This window comes from Advenella alkanexedens (assembly GCF_019132845.1).
In the GTDB taxonomy this organism is placed as follows: Bacteria; Pseudomonadota; Gammaproteobacteria; order Burkholderiales; family Burkholderiaceae_B; genus Advenella; species Advenella alkanexedens.
On the sequence record NZ_JAHSPR010000002.1, the window covers coordinates 363320 to 383789 of the forward strand.

Annotated in this window: 19 protein-coding genes and 1 tRNA gene; 14 read left to right on the plus strand and 6 right to left on the minus strand. The window is 50.2% G+C overall.

The annotated features are described in order from the left end of the window. Positions 1–5: 5 nt before the first annotated feature. Entirely contained in the window at positions 6–1118 is a 1113-nt protein-coding gene (gene nadA, locus KU392_RS04155; RefSeq protein WP_217734682.1) for a quinolinate synthase NadA, read from the minus strand. Between the two features lie 279 nt (positions 1119–1397). On the opposite strand from nadA, the gene KU392_RS04160 reads away from it, so the two are divergent. After that, complete coding sequence (locus KU392_RS04160; protein WP_169293620.1) at positions 1398–2342, plus strand: NUDIX hydrolase; 945 nt, start codon at positions 1398–1400, stop codon at positions 2340–2342. Between the two features lie 120 nt (positions 2343–2462). Here KU392_RS04160 and KU392_RS04165 read toward each other — a convergent pair whose 3' ends face one another. Beyond that, positions 2463–3578, minus strand: a complete 1116-nt coding sequence (locus KU392_RS04165; protein WP_217734632.1) for an anhydro-N-acetylmuramic acid kinase — start codon at positions 3576–3578, stop codon at positions 2463–2465. Positions 3579–3718: 140 nt separating this feature from the next. Here KU392_RS04165 and tyrS point away from each other — a divergent pair, with 140 nt between their 5' ends. The 8 genes from tyrS to KU392_RS04205 all read left to right on the plus strand — a co-directional run bounded on the left by tyrS (position 3719) and on the right by KU392_RS04205 (position 10601). Then, on the plus strand, positions 3719–4945 hold the full coding sequence (tyrS, locus tag KU392_RS04170; protein ID WP_217734633.1) for a tyrosine--tRNA ligase: 1227 nt from the start codon (positions 3719–3721) through the stop codon (positions 4943–4945). Between the two features lie 41 nt (positions 4946–4986). After that, on the plus strand, positions 4987–5616 hold the full coding sequence (locus KU392_RS04175; protein ID WP_169293623.1) for a YbhB/YbcL family Raf kinase inhibitor-like protein: 630 nt from the start codon (positions 4987–4989) through the stop codon (positions 5614–5616). A 32-nt stretch (positions 5617–5648) separates the two neighbouring features. After that, the gene (gene glyA, locus KU392_RS04180) at positions 5649–6893 is read left to right on the plus strand and encodes a serine hydroxymethyltransferase (RefSeq protein ID WP_217734634.1); all 1245 of its coding nucleotides are present in this window, start codon (positions 5649–5651) and stop codon (positions 6891–6893) included. A 56-nt stretch (positions 6894–6949) separates the two neighbouring features. Then, the gene (nrdR, locus tag KU392_RS04185) at positions 6950–7429 is read left to right on the plus strand and encodes a transcriptional regulator NrdR (protein WP_217734635.1); all 480 of its coding nucleotides are present in this window, start codon (positions 6950–6952) and stop codon (positions 7427–7429) included. Between the two features lie 13 nt (positions 7430–7442). Further along, positions 7443–8573: a bifunctional diaminohydroxyphosphoribosylaminopyrimidine deaminase/5-amino-6-(5-phosphoribosylamino)uracil reductase RibD gene (gene ribD / locus KU392_RS04190; RefSeq protein WP_343212399.1), complete on the plus strand. Its 1131-nt coding sequence runs from the start codon at positions 7443–7445 to the stop codon at positions 8571–8573. 18 nt (positions 8574–8591) lie between these two features. Further along, on the plus strand, positions 8592–9197 hold the full coding sequence (locus KU392_RS04195) for a riboflavin synthase (protein WP_217734636.1): 606 nt from the start codon (positions 8592–8594) through the stop codon (positions 9195–9197). Between the two features lie 72 nt (positions 9198–9269). Then, positions 9270–9357, plus strand: a tRNA-Ser gene (locus KU392_RS04200). 227 nt (positions 9358–9584) lie between these two features. Next, positions 9585–10601 carry an AI-2E family transporter gene (locus KU392_RS04205; protein WP_169295536.1) on the plus strand — a complete coding sequence of 339 codons (1017 nt, stop codon included), beginning with the start codon at positions 9585–9587 and terminating at the stop codon, positions 10599–10601. Between the two features lie 63 nt (positions 10602–10664). Here KU392_RS04205 and KU392_RS04210 read toward each other — a convergent pair whose 3' ends face one another. From KU392_RS04210 to KU392_RS04225, 4 genes are all read right to left on the minus strand, one after another. Next, the gene (locus KU392_RS04210; RefSeq protein ID WP_169295535.1) at positions 10665–11600 is read right to left on the minus strand and encodes a hypothetical protein; all 936 of its coding nucleotides are present in this window, start codon (positions 11598–11600) and stop codon (positions 10665–10667) included. Positions 11601–11649: 49 nt separating this feature from the next. Next, the gene (locus KU392_RS04215) at positions 11650–13641 is read right to left on the minus strand and encodes a hypothetical protein (protein WP_169295534.1); all 1992 of its coding nucleotides are present in this window, start codon (positions 13639–13641) and stop codon (positions 11650–11652) included. 36 nt (positions 13642–13677) lie between these two features. Further along, positions 13678–14523, minus strand: a complete 846-nt coding sequence (locus tag KU392_RS04220; RefSeq protein WP_169295533.1) for an SH3 domain-containing protein — start codon at positions 14521–14523, stop codon at positions 13678–13680. A gap of 108 nt (positions 14524–14631) precedes the next feature. Further along, positions 14632–15267 carry a carbonic anhydrase gene (locus KU392_RS04225; RefSeq protein ID WP_169295532.1) on the minus strand — a complete coding sequence of 212 codons (636 nt, stop codon included), beginning with the start codon at positions 15265–15267 and terminating at the stop codon, positions 14632–14634. A gap of 289 nt (positions 15268–15556) precedes the next feature. On the opposite strand from KU392_RS04225, the gene nhaA reads away from it, so the two are divergent. The 5 genes from nhaA to KU392_RS04250 all read left to right on the plus strand — a co-directional run bounded on the left by nhaA (position 15557) and on the right by KU392_RS04250 (position 20446). Continuing rightward, positions 15557–16900 (plus strand): Na+/H+ antiporter NhaA, encoded by a 1344-nt coding sequence (gene nhaA, locus KU392_RS04230; RefSeq protein ID WP_217734637.1) that lies wholly within the window; start codon positions 15557–15559, stop codon positions 16898–16900. Between the two features lie 62 nt (positions 16901–16962). After that, positions 16963–17859 carry a DMT family transporter gene (locus tag KU392_RS04235; RefSeq protein WP_169295530.1) on the plus strand — a complete coding sequence of 299 codons (897 nt, stop codon included), beginning with the start codon at positions 16963–16965 and terminating at the stop codon, positions 17857–17859. Positions 17860–18091: 232 nt separating this feature from the next. Beyond that, the gene (locus KU392_RS04240; RefSeq protein WP_217734638.1) at positions 18092–18892 is read left to right on the plus strand and encodes a thioesterase family protein; all 801 of its coding nucleotides are present in this window, start codon (positions 18092–18094) and stop codon (positions 18890–18892) included. 82 nt (positions 18893–18974) lie between these two features. Continuing rightward, positions 18975–19298 (plus strand): cupin domain-containing protein, encoded by a 324-nt coding sequence (locus tag KU392_RS04245; RefSeq protein WP_169295528.1) that lies wholly within the window; start codon positions 18975–18977, stop codon positions 19296–19298. Between the two features lie 143 nt (positions 19299–19441). Further along, positions 19442–20446 (plus strand): TRAP transporter substrate-binding protein, encoded by a 1005-nt coding sequence (locus tag KU392_RS04250; RefSeq protein WP_211182406.1) that lies wholly within the window; start codon positions 19442–19444, stop codon positions 20444–20446. Positions 20447–20470 lie beyond the last annotated feature (24 nt).

Genomic DNA, 20470 nt, shown 5'->3' on the forward strand with positions numbered 1-20470 from the left:
GATGCTTAAGCGGCCCCTATATGCTGAAATAGTTTCATGTCCTGAATCAGGTTGCCGCTGGCCTTGACCGATTTTTTATGGGCTTCGGCAAACTGCAGCATCCGGTCAAGTGGCAGGCGGGCCCGTTCGGCCAGTGTTTTGTCCAGCGTGACTTCACCCGAGCCATCAAGCAGGCATTGTTTGATGCCGGCCAGTCCATTCATGGCCATCCAGGGGCAAAAGGCACAGCTTTTACAGGTGGCGCTATTGCCAGATGTGGGGGCTGAAATAAAGGTTTTGCCAGGCGCTCTTTTTTGCATTTCGTGCATGATGCCGGCATCGGTAGCCACAATAAACGTTTGGGCCGGCAGCTCGATGGCGGCCTGAATCAGTTTGCTGGTAGAGCCGGTTACATCGGCCAATGCTGCCACGCCTGCCGGTGATTCCGGGTGCACCAGTACTTTGGCATCGGGGTATTGTTTTTTCAGGCTGGCCAGTTCGGCTGCCTTGAATTCATTATGAACCAGACAGGAGCCTTGCCATAGCAGCATATCGGCACCCGTATTGTTTTGAATGTATTGGCCAAGGTGACGATCGGGGCCCCAGATGATTTTTTCGCCTTTTTCATGCAGGTAAGTCACGATTTCCAGGGCGATTGAAGAGGTGACCACCCAATCGGCACGTGCTTTGACTTCGGCACTGGTGTTGGCGTAGACGACCACGGTCCGGTCAGGGTGGGCATCACAGAAGGCACTGAACTGGTCGGCAGGGCAGCCCAGATCCAGTGAACATTCGGCCTCGAGGGTTGGCATCAGTACTTTTTTCCCGGGGCTAAGCATTTTGGCGGTTTCACCCATGAAGCGAACACCGGCCACAATCAGGGTAGAGGCTTCATGGTCACGACCAAAGCGTGCCATTTCAAGCGAGTCTCCCACGCAGCCATTGGTTTCAAGTGCCAGATCCTGCAAGACGGGATCAACATAATAATGGGCCACCAGCACGGCATTCCTGCTTTGCATGAGTTGCCTGATTTCCTGGATGTATTGCTGCTCCTGGTTTTTTGACAGGGGGGCGGGTATTTTGGCCCAGGCCTTGCCTACCGCTTGGGCATCTGCGCTTTCCGGAAGGATGGAGGTCATGCAGGCTTGCCCGTTAAGGCTGGCGCTGTGTAATAAGGGTTGATCAAATTCAAATGCTTTCTGTTCTGTGTGTCCCATGGCTTTTCAAATAGTATTTTTTTAAAAAATCAAATTATGCTCTTTTTGAGCATAAAAGGCAAAGCATTTTTATAAATGGACATTCTGTTGTCATGCCCGTTGTTGCAAATAGTTTTGCCCGACGGGATACTTCCATATACCCGACGGGATACTTCCATATACAATGGCCATGCCAATATCCAATCATCAATAGCCATAACAATGTCGGCATCAGATACCTCTCCCAGTCAGAACGAGGGCGCCAGTGAGCTGGTTGCCGTTTTAATCGCCATTACCCGGTTTTCCGCCCGTGTCTTAACGGTGCTCGATGGTCTGTCCCTGCCTTTTGGGGCCTTGTCGCCGATTCACCGTTCCTTGCAGTCGGGGGTCCGTCAGTGGGTAAAAACCCAAACCAGACAGCCGATGGGTTATGTAGAGCAGCTGTACACCTTCGTGGATACCACCCGAACCCGTTTGTCGGGACATCCGGTGCTGTATGTCAGTTATCTGGGACTGGTCAAGGAAATTGATGAAAGCCAGCTTGAGGCGCATGCCAGCTGGCAGGACTGGTACTATTATTTTCCCTGGGAAGATCATCGGCAGGGACTGGCTCCCTGGGTGGCGCAAACGCTTTTGCCGTCATTGCAGGATTGGGTCAATCAGGAAAGCGATCCTACTGGCCGCATGAACCGGCAACGCCGGGTGGATATGTGTTGGGGCCTGAACGGATTTGACTGGGTGGAAGAGCATGTGTTGTTACGCTACGAGCTCATGTATGAAGCGGGTCTGATTCCCGAGGCACCCAATTATCTCAGTATCGGGCTGGGGGCTGGCGAAATCGGGGTTTTCATGCAGCGGGATCATCGCCGGGTGCTGGCTACGGCCATGTCACGGTTGCGGGCAAAAATCAAATACCGTCCTGTTATTGCCGAACTGATGCCGGCAGAGTTCACCCTGTTTCAATTGCAAAAAAGTATAGAGGGGCTGGCTGGCGTAGAGTTGCACAAGCAGAATTTTCGTCGCATGATACAGCACCAGGATCTGGTGGAGGAAACGGGCAAGGTTACTACCCAGGATCGAGGCCGGCCGGCGCGGCTGTATAAATTTAAAGAGCATGTTTTGCTGGAAAATATTCTGGCGGGTAGCAAGCTGCCGCAAATAAAATAAGCAATGAGACAGGATAGGCTAGTGGCTTCGTTATAACAGCGGGGTATTGCCCCTTTTCGCATTTTCAATCTGAGTCATTAAACTGGCTGCTTCAGTAACTTCAGCGTATAAACAAGAAGTTCAGGCCGGGTAGTAACAGCCCAGAATGGTTTTGCGCCGGGCACCGCTGACGGACGGCGTGCCTGCCGGTACCCGGTTGCAATGGGCCCAGGCCAGCCAGGCAAAAGCCAGGGCTTCCATGGACTGGCCGGGAATCCCGTAATCTTCACAGCGACTTACCGGCAGGCGTGCCCGTTGCGCAAGCTCCTGCAACAGGGGGCCATTGAATGCGCCACCGCCACAGGTAATGATTTCCTGTGTTTCGGGGGCATGGGCATGAATGGCGCTGGCAATGGTTTGGGCAGTTAGCGCGCGCAGGCTGGCCTGGATGTCAGGGGCGCTAATGTTTTGTTTGAAGTTGCCAAGCAGGGTATCCAGCCAGTTCGGGTTGAACAAGTCCCGGCCGGTTGATTTGGGTGGGGGCAGTGCAAACCAGGGTTCGGCTTCAAGCAAATAATTCAGCAATGCCTCGTTCACCGTACCGCAGGCCCCCCATTGGCCATCCCTGTCATATTCCTTGCCGGTATGGCGCTGGCACCATAAATCCATCAGTACATTGGCCGGGCCGGTATCAAACCCGTTTACTTCTTTTTCAGGATGCAAAATACTGATATTGGCGATGCCACCCAGATTCAGGACGGTAACAGGCCGTTGTGTGCCAAACAAGGACTGGTGAAAAGCAGGCACCAAGGGAGCGCCTTGACCGCCTGCGGCAATGTCCTTGCTGCGAAAGTCGGCCACCACCGCAATGTGTGCCAGTTCGCTCAACAGGGCGGGTGCATTCAGTTGCAGGGTGTAGCCCAGTTCGGGGCGATGGCGTACGGTTTGACCGTGGGCGCCAATGGCCGTGATGTTTTCCGCTGTCAGCTGTGTTTGTTCCAGCAACTGTTTGCAAACCCTGGCATACAAACGGGCCAGTTCATTGGCGGCCAGGCTGGCTTTTTCCAATTCATTGAGCCCTGGCGCATTCAGTTCAAGAAAATGCTGTCTTAACAAAGCCGGCATGGGCAGGCTGGCCTGGGCAAGAATGCGGGGGCGTTGTGCGGGTGAAAAGGCGGCAATGATGCCATCGACCCCATCGGTGCTGGTGCCGGACATGAGCCCGATGAAAAATTGAGTGTCCTGTATGGCAGCCATATGCAATCTGAATTTGGATAAAAAGGTATAATTTAGCACTGAATCGCAGGAAAAAAGCGATAATAGCAGGTCTACCTGATTATCATCCCGGTTACATTCTGTTTCTGGGATGTTTATGTTTTGCATTGGATAAAGTTTTTATGTCATCTTCCGAATCACCTGTTTCTCCAGAAGTCCAGAATGACTTGCGCATTGTCTTGCGTGGGTGCGATGAACTGCTGGTCGAGTCAGAGTTTGCCAAAAAGCTGCAAAAGAGCCGTGATACCAATACGCCCTTGCGTATTAAACTGGGTCTGGACCCAACCGCTCCCGATATTCACCTGGGTCATACCGTTGTCCTGAATAAAATGCGTCAGCTGCAAGACCTTGGGCACAATGTCATTTTCCTGATTGGCAATTTCACTTCCATGATTGGTGATCCCAGCGGCCGTAACGCAACCCGCCCGCCACTTACCAAAGAACAGGTCGAGGAAAACGCAAAAACCTATTATGAACAGGCCAGCATGGTGCTGGATCCTGAACGTACTGAAATCCGCTACAACGCCGACTGGTGCGAACAGCTGGGTGCAAGCGGTATTATCCAGCTGGCCTCACGTTACACCGTGGCCCGCATGATGGAACGCGATGATTTCACCAAGCGTTTCAAGGGCGGTGTGCCTATTGCGGTTCACGAGTTTTTATATCCCTTGCTGCAGGGCTACGACTCTGTCGTGCTCAAGTCCGACCTCGAACTCGGTGGCACCGACCAGAAGTTCAATCTGCTGGTGGGCCGTGAGCTGCAAAAAGAATATGGCCAAGAGCCCCAGTGCGTGTTAACCATGCCCTTGCTGGTGGGTCTTGATGGTGTCGACAAAATGTCCAAATCCAAGAATAATTACATTGGCATTACCGAAGCGCCCGACTCCATGTTTGGCAAGCTCATGTCCATTTCAGATACGCTCATGTGGAGCTATTACGAGCTGCTTTCTTTCCTTTCCCTGGAAGAAATCGCCGACCTTAAAAAACAAACCGAAGAAGGGCGCAACCCGCGTGACATCAAGGTCATGCTGGCCCAGGAAATCATTACCCGGTTCCATTCCGCCAAGGCGGCCGAACAGGCTCTGGCCAATTTTGAGGCCCGCTTCCGTGATGGTGCCATCCCTGATGACATGCCTGAGATCCAGTTGCCGGGCGGCCCGTTGGGTATTGTCAAGGTGCTCAGGGAATCGGGCCTGTCCAGCTCCGGTTCCGAAGCCCAGCGTAATATCGAACAGGGTGGTGTACGGGTTGATGGCCAGCGGGTTGAGGATAAATCACTGCAGCTTGCAGCAGGTACTTATGTCGTGCAGGTAGGCAAACGCAAGTTTGCCCGCATTACTGTCAATTAATTGACTTCCATCTATTAACATCAGGTTTTATTGGGGGATCTATGAAGTTACTCAGTCAGTCAATCGTCAATGGCCAGGTCATACACCCACGTTATGCTTTTGGCAAACAGGATGCGGTGGCACATATTGCACTGTCCGATAATTTGAATCCGCACTTCTCCTGGGAGGGGGCGCCTGAGGGTACCCGGTCTTTCGTATTGATTTGCCGTGATCCGGATGTTCCCAGCAAGCCAGACGATGTCAATCAGGAAGACCGTGAAGTACCGGCCGATTTGCCCCGTGTCAACTTCTATCACTGGGTGCTGGTTGATATTCCTGCCAGCGTGACTGCCATTGAAGAAGGCGAATTCTCCAAAGAAGTGACACCCAAGGGCAAGAACGGCCCCATTGCGCCTCGCAACATGCGCCAGGGCATCAATGACTACACGGCCTGGTTTGCCAATGACCATGACATGAAAGGCGATTACTACGGCTATGATGGCCCGTGCCCTCCTTTCAATGATGCACTGGTCCATCGTTATGAATTCACGCTTTATGCCCTGGATATAGAAACAGTTCCACTCGAAGGCCGGTTTAGTGCTGAAGATGTGCTTAAAGTCATCAATACGCATATATTGGCCAGCGACAGTATTACCGGGCTGTATACACTTAATCCTAAAGTGACCATTTAATTTTTTTGCCTTTTATAAATTTAGGAAAACACATGTTTGATCGTTCCCTAACCCTGGACAAAGTCGATCCCGAATTGTGGGATGCCATCCAGAAAGAAACCGTACGTCAGGAACAGCACATTGAGCTGATCGCCTCTGAAAACTACACCAGTCCTGCCGTCATGCAGGCTCAGGGCACGCAGCTGACCAACAAGTATGCAGAAGGTTATCCCGGCAAGCGTTACTACGGCGGTTGCGAGTTTGTGGACATTGCCGAGCAGCTGGCCATTGACCGTCTGAAAGAACTGTTTGGTGCCGAGGCTGCCAACGTTCAGCCCAACTCTGGTTCACAAGCCAATCAGGGTGTTTACATGGCCGTCCTGAAACCGGGTGATACCGTTCTGGGCATGAGCCTGGCTGAAGGTGGTCATCTGACACACGGTGCGTCTGTCAACGCTTCGGGCAAACTGTATAACTTCATTCCTTATGGCCTGGATGAAAACGAAGAGCTGAACTACGCACAGGTAGAGCAGCTGGCCAAAGAACACAAGCCCAAATTGATTGTGGCCGGTGCTTCTGCCTACTCATTGCGTATCGACTTCGAGCGCATGGCTAAAATTGCCCACGACAATGGTGCCCTGTTCATGGTTGACATTGCCCACTATGCCGGTCTGGTTGCCGGTGGCCAATATCCCAACCCCGTGCCCCATGCCGATTTTGTGACGTCCACGACCCACAAATCACTGCGTGGTCCACGTGGCGGTGTCATCATGATGAAGGCCGAACATGAAAAAGCCGTCAATTCCGCGATCTTCCCAGGTATCCAGGGTGGTCCGTTAATGCATGTGATTGCCGGTAAGGCGGTTGCCTTCAAAGAAGCCCTGGCGCCCGAGTTCAAGGATTATGCCAAACAGGTTGCCCTGAATGCCAAAGTGCTGGCCGAAACCCTGGTTAAACGCGGTTTGCGGATTGTGTCCGGCCGTACCGAAAGCCACGTCATGCTGGTAGACCTGCGTGCCAAGGGCATTACCGGTAAAGAAGCCGAAGCCGTTCTGGGTGATGCACATATCACGGTCAACAAAAACGCGATTCCGAATGATCCTGAAAAACCATTCGTGACCAGCGGTATCCGTTTGGGTACACCGGCCATGACCACACGCGGTTTTACCGAAAAAGAAGCCGAGCTGACGGCCAACCTGATTGCCGATGTCCTGGACAATCCACGTGATGCAGACAATATTGTAGCGGTCCGTGAAAAGGTCAATCAATTAACCGCACAGTTCCCGGTTTACAAATAATTAGCTGACCAGCAGCGCCTGCTCCGGCAGGCGTTTTACTTTAAGGTTTCTTTCAGATGAAATGTCCGTTCTGTGCTCATTCAGAAACCCAGGTGGTGGATTCCCGGGTTTCCGAGGATGGTGATACCATACGCCGACGCCGTCGCTGCCTGGATTGTGACCGGCGTTTTACCACGTATGAGCGAGTTGAGCTGTCCATGCCAACCATCGTCAAAAGAAACGGAACGCGCGTAGAGTTTGATATTAAAAAATTGCATGCCAGTTTAAAGCTGGCCTTGCGCAAACGGCCGGTCTCAACCGAAGCCCTTGAGGCCGCTGTTGCCCGTATCCAGGAAGCCTTGCGGAACACGCCGGGCAAGGAAGTTTCCACTGGGCATATTGGGGAACTGGTCATGAATGAACTCAAACAACTGGACCAGGTGGCCTATGTGCGTTTTGCCTCAGTGTATAAAAGCTTTGAGGATATTGGCGAGTTTGTGAAGGCCATTCAGGAAATGCAGATGCCGGTCAATGCCGGTAAGCTGGAAAAGAAATAGGAAAGGATCTGTTTTGAGCCAGCCTGATGACTTTTACTGGATGAGCAAGGCACTGGAGCAAGCGGCTTCAGTCATGTTTGTAACTACCCCCAATCCGCGGGTGGGTTGTGTCATTGTTAAAAACCGGCAATTGCTGGGGCAGGGGGCTACTCAAAAAGCAGGTGGGCCGCATGCCGAAGTGTGTGCCATCCAGCATGCACGGGAAAACCGGCATGAGCTGGCAGGCAGTACTTTTTACGTCACTCTGGAGCCTTGCAGCCATTATGGTAAAACCCCACCTTGTGTGGATGCCATCATTGCCGCCAAGCCCGCCAGGGTGGTGATTGCCATGGCAGACCCCAATCCATTGGTGGGAGGCCGAGGGATTGCCAAACTGCAGGAAGCGGGTATTGAAGTACGCTGCAATCTGCTGTCCGAACAGGCACTGGCCCTGAATCCGGGATTCATTTCTCGTATGTTAAACGGTCGTCCATGGGTGTGGACCAAGCTGGCCTCTTCCCTGGACGGGCGTATGGCTTTGTACAATGGTCAGTCACAATGGATTACCAGTGCCGCGGCGCGTGCCGACGGGCATTACTGGCGTGCCAGAAGCTGCGTGGTGTTAACTGGCTTGGGCACCGTTTTGCACGATGATCCGCTCATGACCGTGCGTTCCCTGGCAACCCCGCGCCAGCCTGTTCGCGCCATAATTGACAGTCGCTTTGTGGTGCCTGAAACCGCGCGAATCTTCAATGGTGAACCGGTGTGGGTGTTTACGACTCATCTTGATGAAGCCAAGGCGGCGCGTCTGCTGGCCAAAAATGTGCAGCTTATTGTCATGCCTGAAAAAAATGGTCATGTGGATTTGGATGCCGTGCTGGCCTGGATGGGAAAACAGCAAATCAATGAAGTGCACGTAGAGGCAGGGCCAGGCCTGAACGGAGCCTTGTTACAGGCAGGTTTGCTGGATGAGCTGTTGCTGTACATGGCTCCTAAAATACTGGGTGATGCTCAGGGCCTGTTTCGTTTGCCTGTCTTGAGTGAACTGGATCAGGCTTATCAGTTTGATTTTTTTGAAACCCAAACCGTTACGCCCGATTTGCGTTTGCGTGCGCGTTTGCAAAACCGCTGGAATATGCTTTTGAACAGCGTTGTACATAACTAGAACCATCAAGGAAAAAATATGTTTACCGGAATTGTTGCTGCTGTGGGCAAAATCACAAATGTTGAACCCTTGGGAAGCACGGGTCAGGATGGCGTGCATTTAACCATCCATGCGCCCGGATTCAATATGGAGCAGACCAAATTGGGCGATTCCATTGCGATTCAGGGCGCCTGCATGACAGTGGTGAAATTTGCCGGGCAGGAATTTGAAGTGGATGTTTCCCGCGAAAGTCTGAACCGCACGGTTGGGCTGGATGCCGTGGGGGAAGTCAACCTTGAACATGCCCTTAAAATGGGAGACTCCCTGGACGGGCATATTGTGTCCGGCCATGTGGACGGCTTGGGTACGGTGGTGTCATTTGATGCTGTGGGTGAGTCTCATGAGCTTAAAATCCAGGTGCCTGCGGAACTGGCCAAATTCCTGGCATACAAAGGTTCTATTACCGTTAATGGGATTAGCCTGACGGTAAACAGCGTGACTGATAATGACAGTGGTTGTCTGATCAGCATCAACATTATTCCCCACACCATCCAGAATACAACACTTCGCCATACCAAAGCCCATGATAAAGTGAATTTGGAAGTGGATATGATTGCACGATACGTGGAAAGGATGCTAAAATAATTGATTAAGTTGATGCAGTTTATTAAAATTGTGTTGGCAAGATAAGCTGGTGCAAGGCCAGTTGTATGAAAAGGGTCGGTGGCCGAGTGGCTGAAGGCGCACGCTTGGAAAGCGTGTAAACGGAAACGTTTCGGGGGTTCGAATCCCCCCCAACCCGCCAAAACTTTAAAAGTTTAAGTAAAAAATTTTTATCCGAAATAGCTAAAAGCCAGTTAAATAACTGGCTTTTTTCATTTGGGAGAAAATTTGAGTTTCCTGGCATTTTACTTATCCTCCCGTTCTCTCTGACCGTAATTAACACGCCAATCCCTCTTCAATATATACTTACGGGGTAGGTGAAAACCTTGTTTTCCGCCTCTGTAGAGGTTTTTCTGTTAGAGAGTCATCTTGCATCTGAATCCTGCTTCCCTTCGTCGTACCCTTAGTCTTGTTCTAGCTGGTTCTTTGCTGCTCACTGTGCTGTTTGTAGGTATGCTGCCAGGGTTACTGGCCATAGCTTTTTCGTATGTCGCAAGTAATGGCATCCAATCTTTGCTTAAATTAAAAGACAACAAATACGTAGCAAAGCCCATTGCATTCCTTGTGGCGCTCATTCCCTGGGTTGCGGGGTTTATTTTCTTTAAACTGGCGCAAGATTCCATTCCCGCCTTGCATCGTGAGTTACAGGGCCTGTCACATAGCCTTGAAAACTTTATTATTACGAAATATGTTGAACTTCCTGAGAGTGTGGCTCAATTCCTGCCTGAATTTTCACATTTGAATGAGGCAATGGCAAATTTTATCAAGAGCCAGATGGGAGCGGTGGCTCATTTCAGCAAGAACAGCCTGGGCATACTCTTGCAGATTATTGTCGGCTTCATTATTGGTCCCATGATCTTTTTAAGCGGCCTGAAGCAATCTCCAAAAGGAGCGTTGGAATCAGAAATAACAAAAAGGGCAAAAAATTTCGGGGACACCTTCAAGGCAATTGTGCTGGCCCAGTTTTTCATTGCAATTGTCAACACGGTTGCTACGTTTATTTATCTTTTTGCGATTCTGCCACCGTTTGGTATCGAGTTGCCGTTCAAGACTGCATTGCTCGTTATTACTTTTGTGGCCAGCCTGATTCCCATCGCGGGTAATATTTTCTGTAATACTTTGCTGACCGTTGTGTCTTTGACTGTTAGTCCTGGGGCTGCACTGGCGGCATTGACCTTCCTGGTGCTGGTTCATAAAAGCGAGTATTTCATCAGCGCGACCGTGCTTGGTGAGCGCACACATATCAAAGTCTGGGAGCTGCTGATTGTGATCTTCATGAGTGAAGCGCTGTTCGGGCTGTACGGTATCCTTGCTGGGCCCCTGTATTATGCGTACTTGCGCAAAGAGTTGACTGGTGAAGTTCCGGCTTTACCCGCCCACAATTAAGGCTTCTTGAAAAGTTTTGCCTGAAATAATTGAAAGCCAGTTAAATAACTGGCTTTTTTTGTTTTACCACATATCCAGTACCAGTTCATCCAGCTCTTTCAGAGGGAAGGACTTCAGCTTCAGTTTAAGCGAGCCGTTTTCCTGGAACATGAATTTGGCAATGGCCTTGCAGCTGTCAACCGGATTATCAAAAAAACGGTTTTTAGAATTGGGTTGGGCACATTGCTGCATGGCCTGCTCATAACGGTCTTTTTGCTGTGTTTTGGCAAATTTTTCAGTATCCAGTGTTTTTTCCGAAGGTACTAGCGGAATGTCATATCGGTTAACAAGGGCATTGACCCTTTGTATGTATCCCTGCTCTTTAATGTGGATTTCCGTATTATTAACGGTTATAGGATCAAGCATTGCCCCAATGCTGAATATCATCATTGGGTTGAATGCTTCTTTGCCACCCTCCAGGCCTGAAGAGAGCAGTGCCATTAATTGTTGGGCGCGCTGAATGGACAATGAACTGTTCAGTTCAATGACTTCGTGTTGGTCAAGGGCCAGGTTGATTTGTGCCGAGCCTTTGTTTTTCTGGGCTTTAAGATCCAAACGTATGTTAACGGGATCGGCTGTGATATAGCCTGCATTCTGAAGCAATTCGTTTTCCAGCAAGGGACTTTGTCCATTGGTGTCGGCGACACCGGTTAAAACCAGTTTGCCCTGAAGGATGGATGCCGAGTTTTCAAAACCTGACAATTGCAGTTTCTGGACATTCAGGGCTGATTTTCCTTTGCCAATGACCAGGTTTTCCATGGTCACAGTACCAAAAATATTGGCGCTTAATTTTTCCCAATGAATGTCATTGGCCAGTGGTGTGCTGCCCAGGGTTTCCGAGATTTTTTCTTCGGCTGTGCGGGTCGCGTAAATATTACCCAGAAACCATATTGCCGCTATCAGGATCAGTAAACCTGCTCCGATCAGTGACAGTCGTTTTTTGCTAAGAATCGTTGTCATTTTATTGTCTGTTAAATGTGTCTGTTTATTAAAAGAGGGCGTGGCTTGCTTAATAACTGGCCTTTTTAGCCTCTTCATATTCCTTGATAACACTTTGCGCGTGTGCGATATCCCAACTTGCATTTTTTGATGCTATACGGGTTAGGGCAAGTGGGTTTTCCAGGTCTTTACATAGCGCCTGTTCGCATTTGAGCAGGTGAGATGGACTATCAATAACAACCTGTATGACAGGGAGTTTGGCTGTTTCCGTTTGGTTCTTGTCCAGTGATGCCTTGCCGTTAATCCAGTACCAGCCTTTTTCCAGCTGGACGGGGCTGTTCAGTTTGAGCGGGTAGGGCCAGATAGCCTGTGCGGCATCGTTGTCGACCTTGTCAATGCGCACCAGCAGGCTGACTTCTTTGGAACGGCCATGCATTAAGTGGTAATAGTCGCTGCGGCCAAAAGGAGTAAATTCAATGCCAGACAGGTTTTGTGCCAGCAGATTTTTATCACCGTTTTGCAGGGCTTTTTCAAAACCATTAAATTGCTGGAGGTTTCTTTCTTCCTTGTTGGCAATGGCATACAGCTCTTGCTGTTTTAGACGTGCCAGGCGCTGTTGCTCATAAATGCGTTGTCTTTCTTCTTGTTGTTTTTTCCATATGGCTTCCTGGGCCAGTCGTGCTTCTTCACGTTTTGTCGCTTCATCTCTTTGGAAAAGATAGTTGTTGCCTTGAATGGCAGTGAGGCTCCATGGCGGAAGCTGTTTCTTTTTCCAGTCGTAATGCCGGTAAAGATTGGTTGAATACAGTTTGCCTTGTAGCTGGTTTTCAAGTACACCGCGTTTGAAGTCACTGAAGAAGGAAACACTCAAGTTGTTGGCTTTGTCCTGAAGCCAGGGATGTTGCTTAAGTGCTTTGTTGACTTGTTCAAGAATATGGTTTTGTTTTCTGAAGATGTCATTTTGCTCGGTGATGATATCAAGGCCACTAATAGACCAGGGGCCGAAGGGGGAGCCCCAGCCTTTTTTTAAACCTAATAAATAATAGGTCTTTTCGTCGGGATCTTCACCTAGATAAAGCCAGAGCTGGTGTCCATTTTCGTTGGCGGCAACAATATTAAGAGAATCAAGATCCGTCAGCTCTGTGTTAAGCGCAAGGCCCTTTGAAAAATAGTAGTCAGATGCCCGATTGAGGATATTGCCGTCGGAACGGACAATACTGGCTTTGCCGGGGCCTTGCGCGATGTTGTTCTGGCAGTCCAGGCCCTCTGTTTTGAACTGGGTGTATTCAAGATTTAAAGATGTGTTTTCCAAAGATACAAGCAGTTTACAACCGTTTTGGTCTATGACTTCGGTCAGTTTCGCTGTTTTCAGGACTTCTTGCGTATTCGCATTGGGTTTCCAGCCGTTAACTTCAAAAGCCAGTTTGGGGGTGACGGGCAGCCTGGGCTCGTTGGCAGGTGCTTCTGTTTGCGCGGCTGTCACATTGGCGATCGGGCTTTCGGTTGTCTTTTCTTCTGTTTTCCGGATTTGCGCAAGGAAAGAGGTGGTTGTGTTTTGAGCCGGTTTTTCGGCTGTGGCCTCTGCGCTTGCAACTTTGCTGCCAGCCTGGTTGCTTTCGGCTTCAGTTGGTTTTTCAGCGCTCGCAAGGGGTGTTTCACTTGCTGGGGCGGCGGCTATGTCATTTGTTTTTTGCTGTTCTTCTGCCGCTTCAGGGTCAATGTTCAGGACCCAGCCAGTCGCGGCCGAGCTGTTGCCGGAAGCAAGCTGTTTGCCATGGCTGGTACTGATCCAGCTAAGCTGCGTTGCCTGTGGGCACTGGGTTTTCATGAGCTGGCCGATTTTGGGCATAAGCCTGGCCAGTCCTTCGGGGTTGGGGGTGGCCTGATAGCGTGCCTCCAGTTTCAGCTTGGCACTGCACCAGCTGTCTTGATTGGCATTATTGATGATGATTTCAATCTGTTCGCCTTTGGAAAAGGCCAAACGGTATTCTTCGGCATGGGCACTGCCGCCCGCCATCATGAAGGCGCAGGAAAGCGCCAACCCTATTTTGTTGATCTTCACAAATTGCTCCGGTTTGTATGCGTTTAAACGTCTGGCTTAGCCAATTTGCCATGTGCCATTGGTGTCCTGGCAAGCCTGGAAGGTTTTATCTTCTTGGCCGGCGCTGGATTTCAGACTGTATTTCATTTCACGGCATTGTGTTTCTACGTTAACTTGCTGGGTAACCGTTTTAGCGGGTTCGATCGCGTCCAGGTCAAAGCCTTGTTGCTGGGCAGAAGCCACGGTGATTTTGTCCAGATCGGTTGCCGTGTCTGTGTGTTTGGTGGCGGCACCAACCAAAGGGGCGTATACATAACCAACGGTAACGCCTTTGCGGCCAACGGCAATCCAGTTATTGTTGGTTTTACCCAATGCGGTGAAGGTTTGGCCTGCCTTGAATCCACCAATTTTTTTACCCGTCTCATTAGGAGCGGCGCGTAAAATGGCTGATTTCTTTGCCTGATAGGGTTGGTTAATGATTTGCAGGTTATCGACCTGGGCGATTTTTTGGGAACGCTTTATTTTTGTGGATTGTGTAACGGTTTTGCTGCTGACAGGCGTAATAACGGCTGATGCACCGCTGTGCTCTGATTTCCAGTTGGTTTTTTTGCCGGATTCCAGTGCTTTTTGAGTGCTTGCCGCCAGTGCCAGCCGGTCTTTTTCATCCAGGCTGGAGCCGATCATATTACCCAATAAACCACCGGCCAGGGCACCAACAATAGCGGCAACGGCTTTGCCACTGCCACCGCCAATCTGGGAACCTACAATTGCCCCAAGAATGGTGCCTATAGCAGTTCCTGCAGTTTGCTTGGAGCCCCATCCTCCTTGCCCGTCAGTGGCGCATCCACCGAATATTAATGTTGTTGATAAAAGCGTAATGGATGCTTTTTTGCCAAAACTCATTGTTTTCCCCATAATTTTGCAAGATCAAATCAGTTACAAAGTATACATTATGTATATTTGTGATTCAATTATGGGTGGGACGTGAGTGTTTATGTATAACTTAAGGTATTACTCGGTACAGGCATTGAATTCACCTGTGATCGGATCGCGCACAAACAACAAGCCTGTGGCAATACCAAAATAAGCGCCATGCAGGGTCAGCTCGCCCGATTCCACCCGTTCGCGTACGGCCGGGAATGTCATGAGGTTGTCCAGGCTGTACTCCACCACCGCCCATTCAAGCTGGCGTATCCAGTTTTGCCGGTCTCCTTGTGGGGGACCCAGTTTGTCAGCTACCGGTGCAATCTGAGACATCCATTTTCCAATGAAATCCCGCTGGGACAGCGGTGCTGCCTTGTTGGCATAGGCCGCAATGCCCCCGCAACTGGCATGCCCCAGGACAACAATGTGTTTAACCTTCAGGGCATTAACCGCGAACTCGACAGCGGCACTGGTGCCATGGAAAGAAGACTCAACATCTGACTCACAGGGAGGGATCAGGTTGGCAATATTGCGAATAACAAATATTTCACCAGGGCCGGCGTCAAAGATGGTTTCTGGCGCAACCCTTGAGTCTCCACAACCGATAATCATGATCTCGGGATGTTGCCCTTCTTCTTCAAGTTTTTTATAGCGGGCATGTTCACGCTCAAGTTTGCCATGCAGGAAGGAGGCATAGCCTTCAGAAAGTTTTTTGGGAAACATAAGTGGTATTTTGCTTTTGTGCTTTTGGATAAGGGAGTTAATTTTATCATTGATCAGATTAATCTCTTTTTTGTCGCAGGGGCGAATAAATAAATTCTCGGGTGTTAATTTTTTTTCTGGTTGCATGGGAATAAGCAAACAGCTTATCAACAGGGTGTTAGCTCAATCCTGTTGTTGGCTTGTACATAATCGTTATTTCAGGTAGAATTTTCGCGGGTGTTAGCACTGCGGTGTTGCAGTGAAACAGGTTAATGCGTTGGTCGGGCCGCCACGCGGAGCGTACATACTTATGAACCAACACCCGTCACGGCAGTCTTTGCCACGTGCGCAAATTTTGGCTGAGCGCGCCTTTTCAACACTGGACCGTTTTCTTCATATTGAAGCGGTCAGCGGTATCGTTTTGTTAGTGGCAGCAACCATTGCATTGATCTGGGCCAATTCCTCTTTTTCGGCAAGTTATCACGATCTTTGGCACACGCCATTTTCCATTGGTATTGGCACTTATGTATTTTCGCAATCGTTGCACTTTTGGATTAACGATGCGCTCATGACTGTTTTTTTTCTCGTGGTCGGGATGGAGATCCGCCGGGAAATTCATGAAGGGGCCTTATCCAATTTCAGGCTTGCGGCATTGCCACTTGCTGCAGCCATGGGAGGTGTCGTTGCACCGGCCCTGATATATCTTTTCTTTAATAGCGCTCCCCCCAATAGTGCCGGATGGGCAGTGCCTACCGCCACGGATATTGCCTTTGCGGTGGGCGTACTGGCTTTGCTGGGGCGATCCATTCCCGGCAATGTCCGGGTGTTTTTGCTGGCCTTGGCTATTATTGATGATATTGTGGCTGTGCTGATTATTGCCGTGTTTTATTCTGGCGGCCTGGATTACAGTGGCTTGCTGATTGCGGCACTGGGAATCATAATGGTGCTTGGGTTGCAGATGATTGGCACCACTTCGGCTTATGCTTATGTGTTGCCTGGTGCTGTCTTATGGATAGGTTTGTTGCAAACGGGGGCGCATCCAACCCTGGCGGGTGTTGTGCTGGGTCTGATGACACCAGTATTGCCCGGTCGCATGAAAAAGCCGCCTTTAATGCTGGCGTCAGAGGCCATTAATACGTTTTCTCATCTCAATAAGCAAGATGCTTCACCCAATCACCTTGCAGAACCCGTGAAGCAGCTTAAGCGTGCCCAGCGTGAACTGATGGCACCGGTGACCCGCGTTCAAATGGCCCTGCATCCGTGGGTGGCTTATGGGGTTATGCCATTGTTTGCGCTGGCTAATGCAGGGGTTACCCTGGATGGGGTGGATTTGGCAATGGGGGGTTCACAATCGGTGTTACTGGGCATCTTGCTGGCATTGGTAATTGGCAAGCCGTTTGGCGTAATTGCCGCCAGTTGGCTGGTCGTCCGTTTGGGATGGTGTGTGCTCCCCCCCGGATTGAGCTGGGGTGGTATCAGTCTGGTTGGGTTGTTGGCAGGAATTGGTTTTACCATGTCGATTTTTATTGCCACGCTTGGCTTGGCAGATCCCAATCTGCTTGGGGCCGCAAAGCTGGGTGTATTATTGGCTTCCCTGACTGCAGCCATCGTTGGCCTAAGTTGGGGGTATCTCTACAAAAAAAGGCATAAGTAAGATACGCTGTTAACGAAAATACATGCAAATATTAAAAGATCTTGCACGGAGCATGCAATAAAATGAGGAAAGCAGTAGATGGCAAGGCCAGCGCAATTATGGTGTTGCTTTGCCTGATATGGGGGCTTCAACAAGTCGCCATCAAAGCCGTTGCCGCAGATATCCCTCCCCTATTGCAAGTTTCCATCCGCTCCGGCGTTGCTGCCGTGCTGGTTTTACTCTTTACCCGCCTGTTTTCACGCGACCAATGGGTTCAAGGCGTGGCCTTTCGCTCCGGGCTGGTGGTTGGTTTTCTGTTCGCGACCGAATTCATGCTGGTTGCCGAAGGATTACGTTGGACCTCAGCCTCACACATGGTTGTTTTCATGTATACGGCCCCCTTGTTTGCCGCTATCGGACTCCATCTGCGCTTACCTGAAGAGCGTCTGAATCCACGCCAATGGTTTGGCATGGCACTGGCTTTCACGGGCTTGCTGATTACCTTTTTGCTCACCCCTCAAGCCCAAAACGACGCCATCCCCAACCAATTACTGGGCGACTTGCTGGGTTTATGTGGTGGTTTTGCCTGGGGCATGACAACCGTGGCGGTACGAGTCAGCCGTCTAAGCGAAGCGCCACCCAACCAAACCCTGTTCTACCAGTTATTCGGCGGATTCATCTTCCTGATGCCGGTGGCATTTTTTACCCATCAAATAACATTCAACAGCACGCCACTGGTTTGGGCCAGCATGGGTTTCCAGACACTGGTCATTTCCTGCGCCAGTTATTTCACCTGGATATGGCTGATGCGCAAATACCTGACGGGTCGCCTGGGTGTGCTGTCATTCATGACGCCCCTATTTGGCGTACTGCTGGGCATACTGCTGCTGGATGAACCGCTGGAACCCACTTTCCTGGTGGGCTCGGTGCTGGCCCTGAGTGGACTTATTATTGTGAATACGGGCGGCAAACAAAGTTAACAATGCCCATTGCAAACATTATTGCGCCTTTGCGCTTAACAAATGACAAGTTGCAAACAATATACTTCAAGCTAAAAAACGGCTCTTGTCACCTAATTGATATTCAGCACGCTTTTTTAGTACCATACTTGCACAACATGACACCTAAACCGGACTAAAAACCGGTATAAAACAAAAACACCCTGCCAGACATTGCTGCTTTGGCCAGGAGACATGCATCAAGAGGAAACCCATGCCTGCTTATTATCAATTTCTGGAAAGAACCGTTAACCCGGACGGATCGGTAACCACCCAATATTGCTCAACCATCCACGCCCAGGGCGCCTGGAACCCGCATGAACAACATATGGCACCGGCCAGCGGTGTCATGGCCGTGGAACTTGAACAGTTTGCACCACGTGCAGACATGCGGATAGGCCGCATCAGTTTTGATATTTTCGGTTTGATCCATTTTGGCGAATTCAGCATTACCACCCGCATTATCCGTGCCGGAAAAACCATCGAGCTGCTTGAATCCGACATGCAGGCCAATGGCAAAACCTGTATTGTTGCCCGGGCCTGGCGCATGGCAACGCAAGACAGCAAACACATCGGCGGACTTGAAGATCAGGCAATCCTTCACCCGGAAACCTACCCGCTTTGGACCGGCCTGCGGCGCTGGCCAGGCGGCTATATTCACAGCCTTGAAACCAGAGCCGATGAAAACAACCGTACTGGCAAGGGTATTGTGTGGTTAAACAATGATCTGGCTATGGTTGAAGGCCAGCCAACCACCCCCTTTGCGCATTTAATTGGCATGGTGGATACCGCCAACGGCATTGTACCCAGACAGGATGGTGAATTTGCCTGGGCTTTTCCCAACCTGGACCTGCAAATTCATATGCACCGATACCCCACCGGACAATGGCTGGGCCTTGAAACAGTGCAACAATATGGCGAAGATGGCATAGGTTTGACCAGCTCGGTACTGCACGACATCCATGGTCCTTTTGGCCGCAGCGAACAAATTCTTACTTTACGAAAAATGGTATAGAAAAACCTGCTCAAATGATGCAAGCCCTGCCCACACAGGTCTGAGGTCAGGCTTGCACAAATTGGCAGCTTTTACGGAAAACATGATGCTGAAGAATCTGTTCGAACAGTTGCCCATGGTTACGGGACAGGAGTCTTTTGACGACCTGCTGGCCGTGCCCGGACTGCGTATTGAGCGCATTGTGTCACACGGGCAGGGCAGTCCACCCGGATTCTGGTATGAACAGGATTGGGATGAGTGGGTGATGGTTTTGCAAGGCAGGGCTGCGTTACAGGTTGAAGGAAAGGAAGATCTGGTTGTTTTGCAAAAGGGAGACCATTGTTGGTTGCCTGCCGGATGCCGGCATCGGGTTGTCTTTACAGCCAAGGATGAGGCCACGATTTGGTTGGCCGTGCATAGGGATTAAGCAGCTCCATTTATGGTAAGTCCTAGGTAATTTTTTTGCTCCAGGTTGTTACACTGAAAGCGGGTTATTAATTCGTGTATTTGATATAAACAGTTCTCGGTGCACGGAAAATATTTAATGTTAATAATACGGAGACTATTCCCATGAAAATTACTGCTATGCGCATCCTGAGTGCAGTGGGTATGAGCTGTGCACTGGCTTTTTCCGGCAGTGCCCTGGCGTCCGATAAGCCTATCGTTGTCAAGTTCAGTCACGTGGTTGCCGACAAAACTCCCAAGGGGCAGGGGGCCCTCAAATTCAAAGAGGTGGCTGAAAAGCTGTTGCCTGGCAAGGTTGAGGTTCAGGTTTTCCCAAGCTCACAGTTGTTTGGGGATGGCAAAGAACTGGAGGCCCTGTTGCTGGGCGACGTGCAGATAATTGCACCGTCACTGTCCAAGTTTGATCGTTACACCAAAAAAGTGCAGCTGTTTGATCTGCCATTCCTGTTTGACGACATGGAAGCCGTGGATCGCTTTCAGCAAAGTGACAAGGGTAAAGAGCTGCTGAACTCCATGCGTAACCGTGGGTTGCAGGGCCTGGCTTATTGGCATAATGGCATGAAACAACTATCCACCAACAAAGACACATTGCAGCGCCCCGAGGATGCCAAGGGCCTGAAATTCCGTATCCAGGCATCTGACGTGCTTGAGTCCCAGTTTCGGGCTTTGGGTGCCAACCCGCAAAAACTGTCTTTCAGCGAGGTATATCAGGCCTTGCAAACCGGGGTGGTGGATGGTCAGGAAAACACCTGGTCCAATATTTACTCACAAAAATTCCATGAGGTTCAGAAAAACATTGCTGAAACCAACCACGGTGTGATTGACTACATGGTGGTGACCAACGCCAAGTGGTGGGATGGATTGCCTGCTGATGTTCGTGAGGGCCTGCAACAAGCCATGGATGAAGCCACCAAGTTTGCCAACGAAGAGGCTGCCAAGCTGAATGAACAGGACAAGCAGAATATTATCGCCGACAACAAAGCCAAGGTTGTTCAATTGTCCAAGGAAGATGTGGAAGCCTGGCGTAAAACGATGGAACCGGTCTGGAAAAAGTTTGAGGGTGATATTGGCGCAGATCTGATCAAGGCGGCCCAGGAAGCCAACCAATAAAAAATGTTGGCTGGTTATGGACGG

Bases quoted from the DNA above. Each gene is read 5' to 3' on its own strand.
- KU392_RS04195 (WP_217734636.1), top strand. From the start codon at position 8,592: ATGTTTACCGGAATTGTTGCTGCTGTGGGCAAAATCACAAATGTTGAA.
- glyA (WP_217734634.1), top strand. From the start codon at position 5,649: ATGTTTGATCGTTCCCTAACCCTGGACAAAGTCGATCCCGAATTGTGG.
- KU392_RS04225 (WP_169295532.1), bottom strand. From the start codon at position 15,267: ATGTTTCCCAAAAAACTTTCTGAAGGCTATGCCTCCTTCCTGCATGGC.
- KU392_RS04240 (WP_217734638.1), top strand. From the start codon at position 18,092: ATGCCTGCTTATTATCAATTTCTGGAAAGAACCGTTAACCCGGACGGA.
- KU392_RS04160 (WP_169293620.1), top strand. From the start codon at position 1,398: ATGTCGGCATCAGATACCTCTCCCAGTCAGAACGAGGGCGCCAGTGAG.
- KU392_RS04165 (WP_217734632.1), bottom strand. From the start codon at position 3,578: ATGGCTGCCATACAGGACACTCAATTTTTCATCGGGCTCATGTCCGGC.
- KU392_RS04175 (WP_169293623.1), top strand. From the start codon at position 4,987: ATGAAGTTACTCAGTCAGTCAATCGTCAATGGCCAGGTCATACACCCA.
- KU392_RS04220 (WP_169295533.1), bottom strand. From the start codon at position 14,523: ATGAGTTTTGGCAAAAAAGCATCCATTACGCTTTTATCAACAACATTA.
- KU392_RS04210 (WP_169295535.1), bottom strand. From the start codon at position 11,600: ATGACAACGATTCTTAGCAAAAAACGACTGTCACTGATCGGAGCAGGT.
- KU392_RS04245 (WP_169295528.1), top strand. From the start codon at position 18,975: ATGATGCTGAAGAATCTGTTCGAACAGTTGCCCATGGTTACGGGACAG.
- nrdR (WP_217734635.1), top strand. From the start codon at position 6,950: ATGAAATGTCCGTTCTGTGCTCATTCAGAAACCCAGGTGGTGGATTCC.
- nadA (WP_217734682.1), bottom strand. From the start codon at position 1,118: ATGACCTCCATCCTTCCGGAAAGCGCAGATGCCCAAGCGGTAGGCAAG.
- nhaA (WP_217734637.1), top strand. From the start codon at position 15,557: ATGAACCAACACCCGTCACGGCAGTCTTTGCCACGTGCGCAAATTTTG.
- KU392_RS04235 (WP_169295530.1), top strand. From the start codon at position 16,963: ATGAGGAAAGCAGTAGATGGCAAGGCCAGCGCAATTATGGTGTTGCTT.
- tyrS (WP_217734633.1), top strand. From the start codon at position 3,719: ATGTCATCTTCCGAATCACCTGTTTCTCCAGAAGTCCAGAATGACTTG.
- KU392_RS04250 (WP_211182406.1), top strand. From the start codon at position 19,442: ATGAAAATTACTGCTATGCGCATCCTGAGTGCAGTGGGTATGAGCTGT.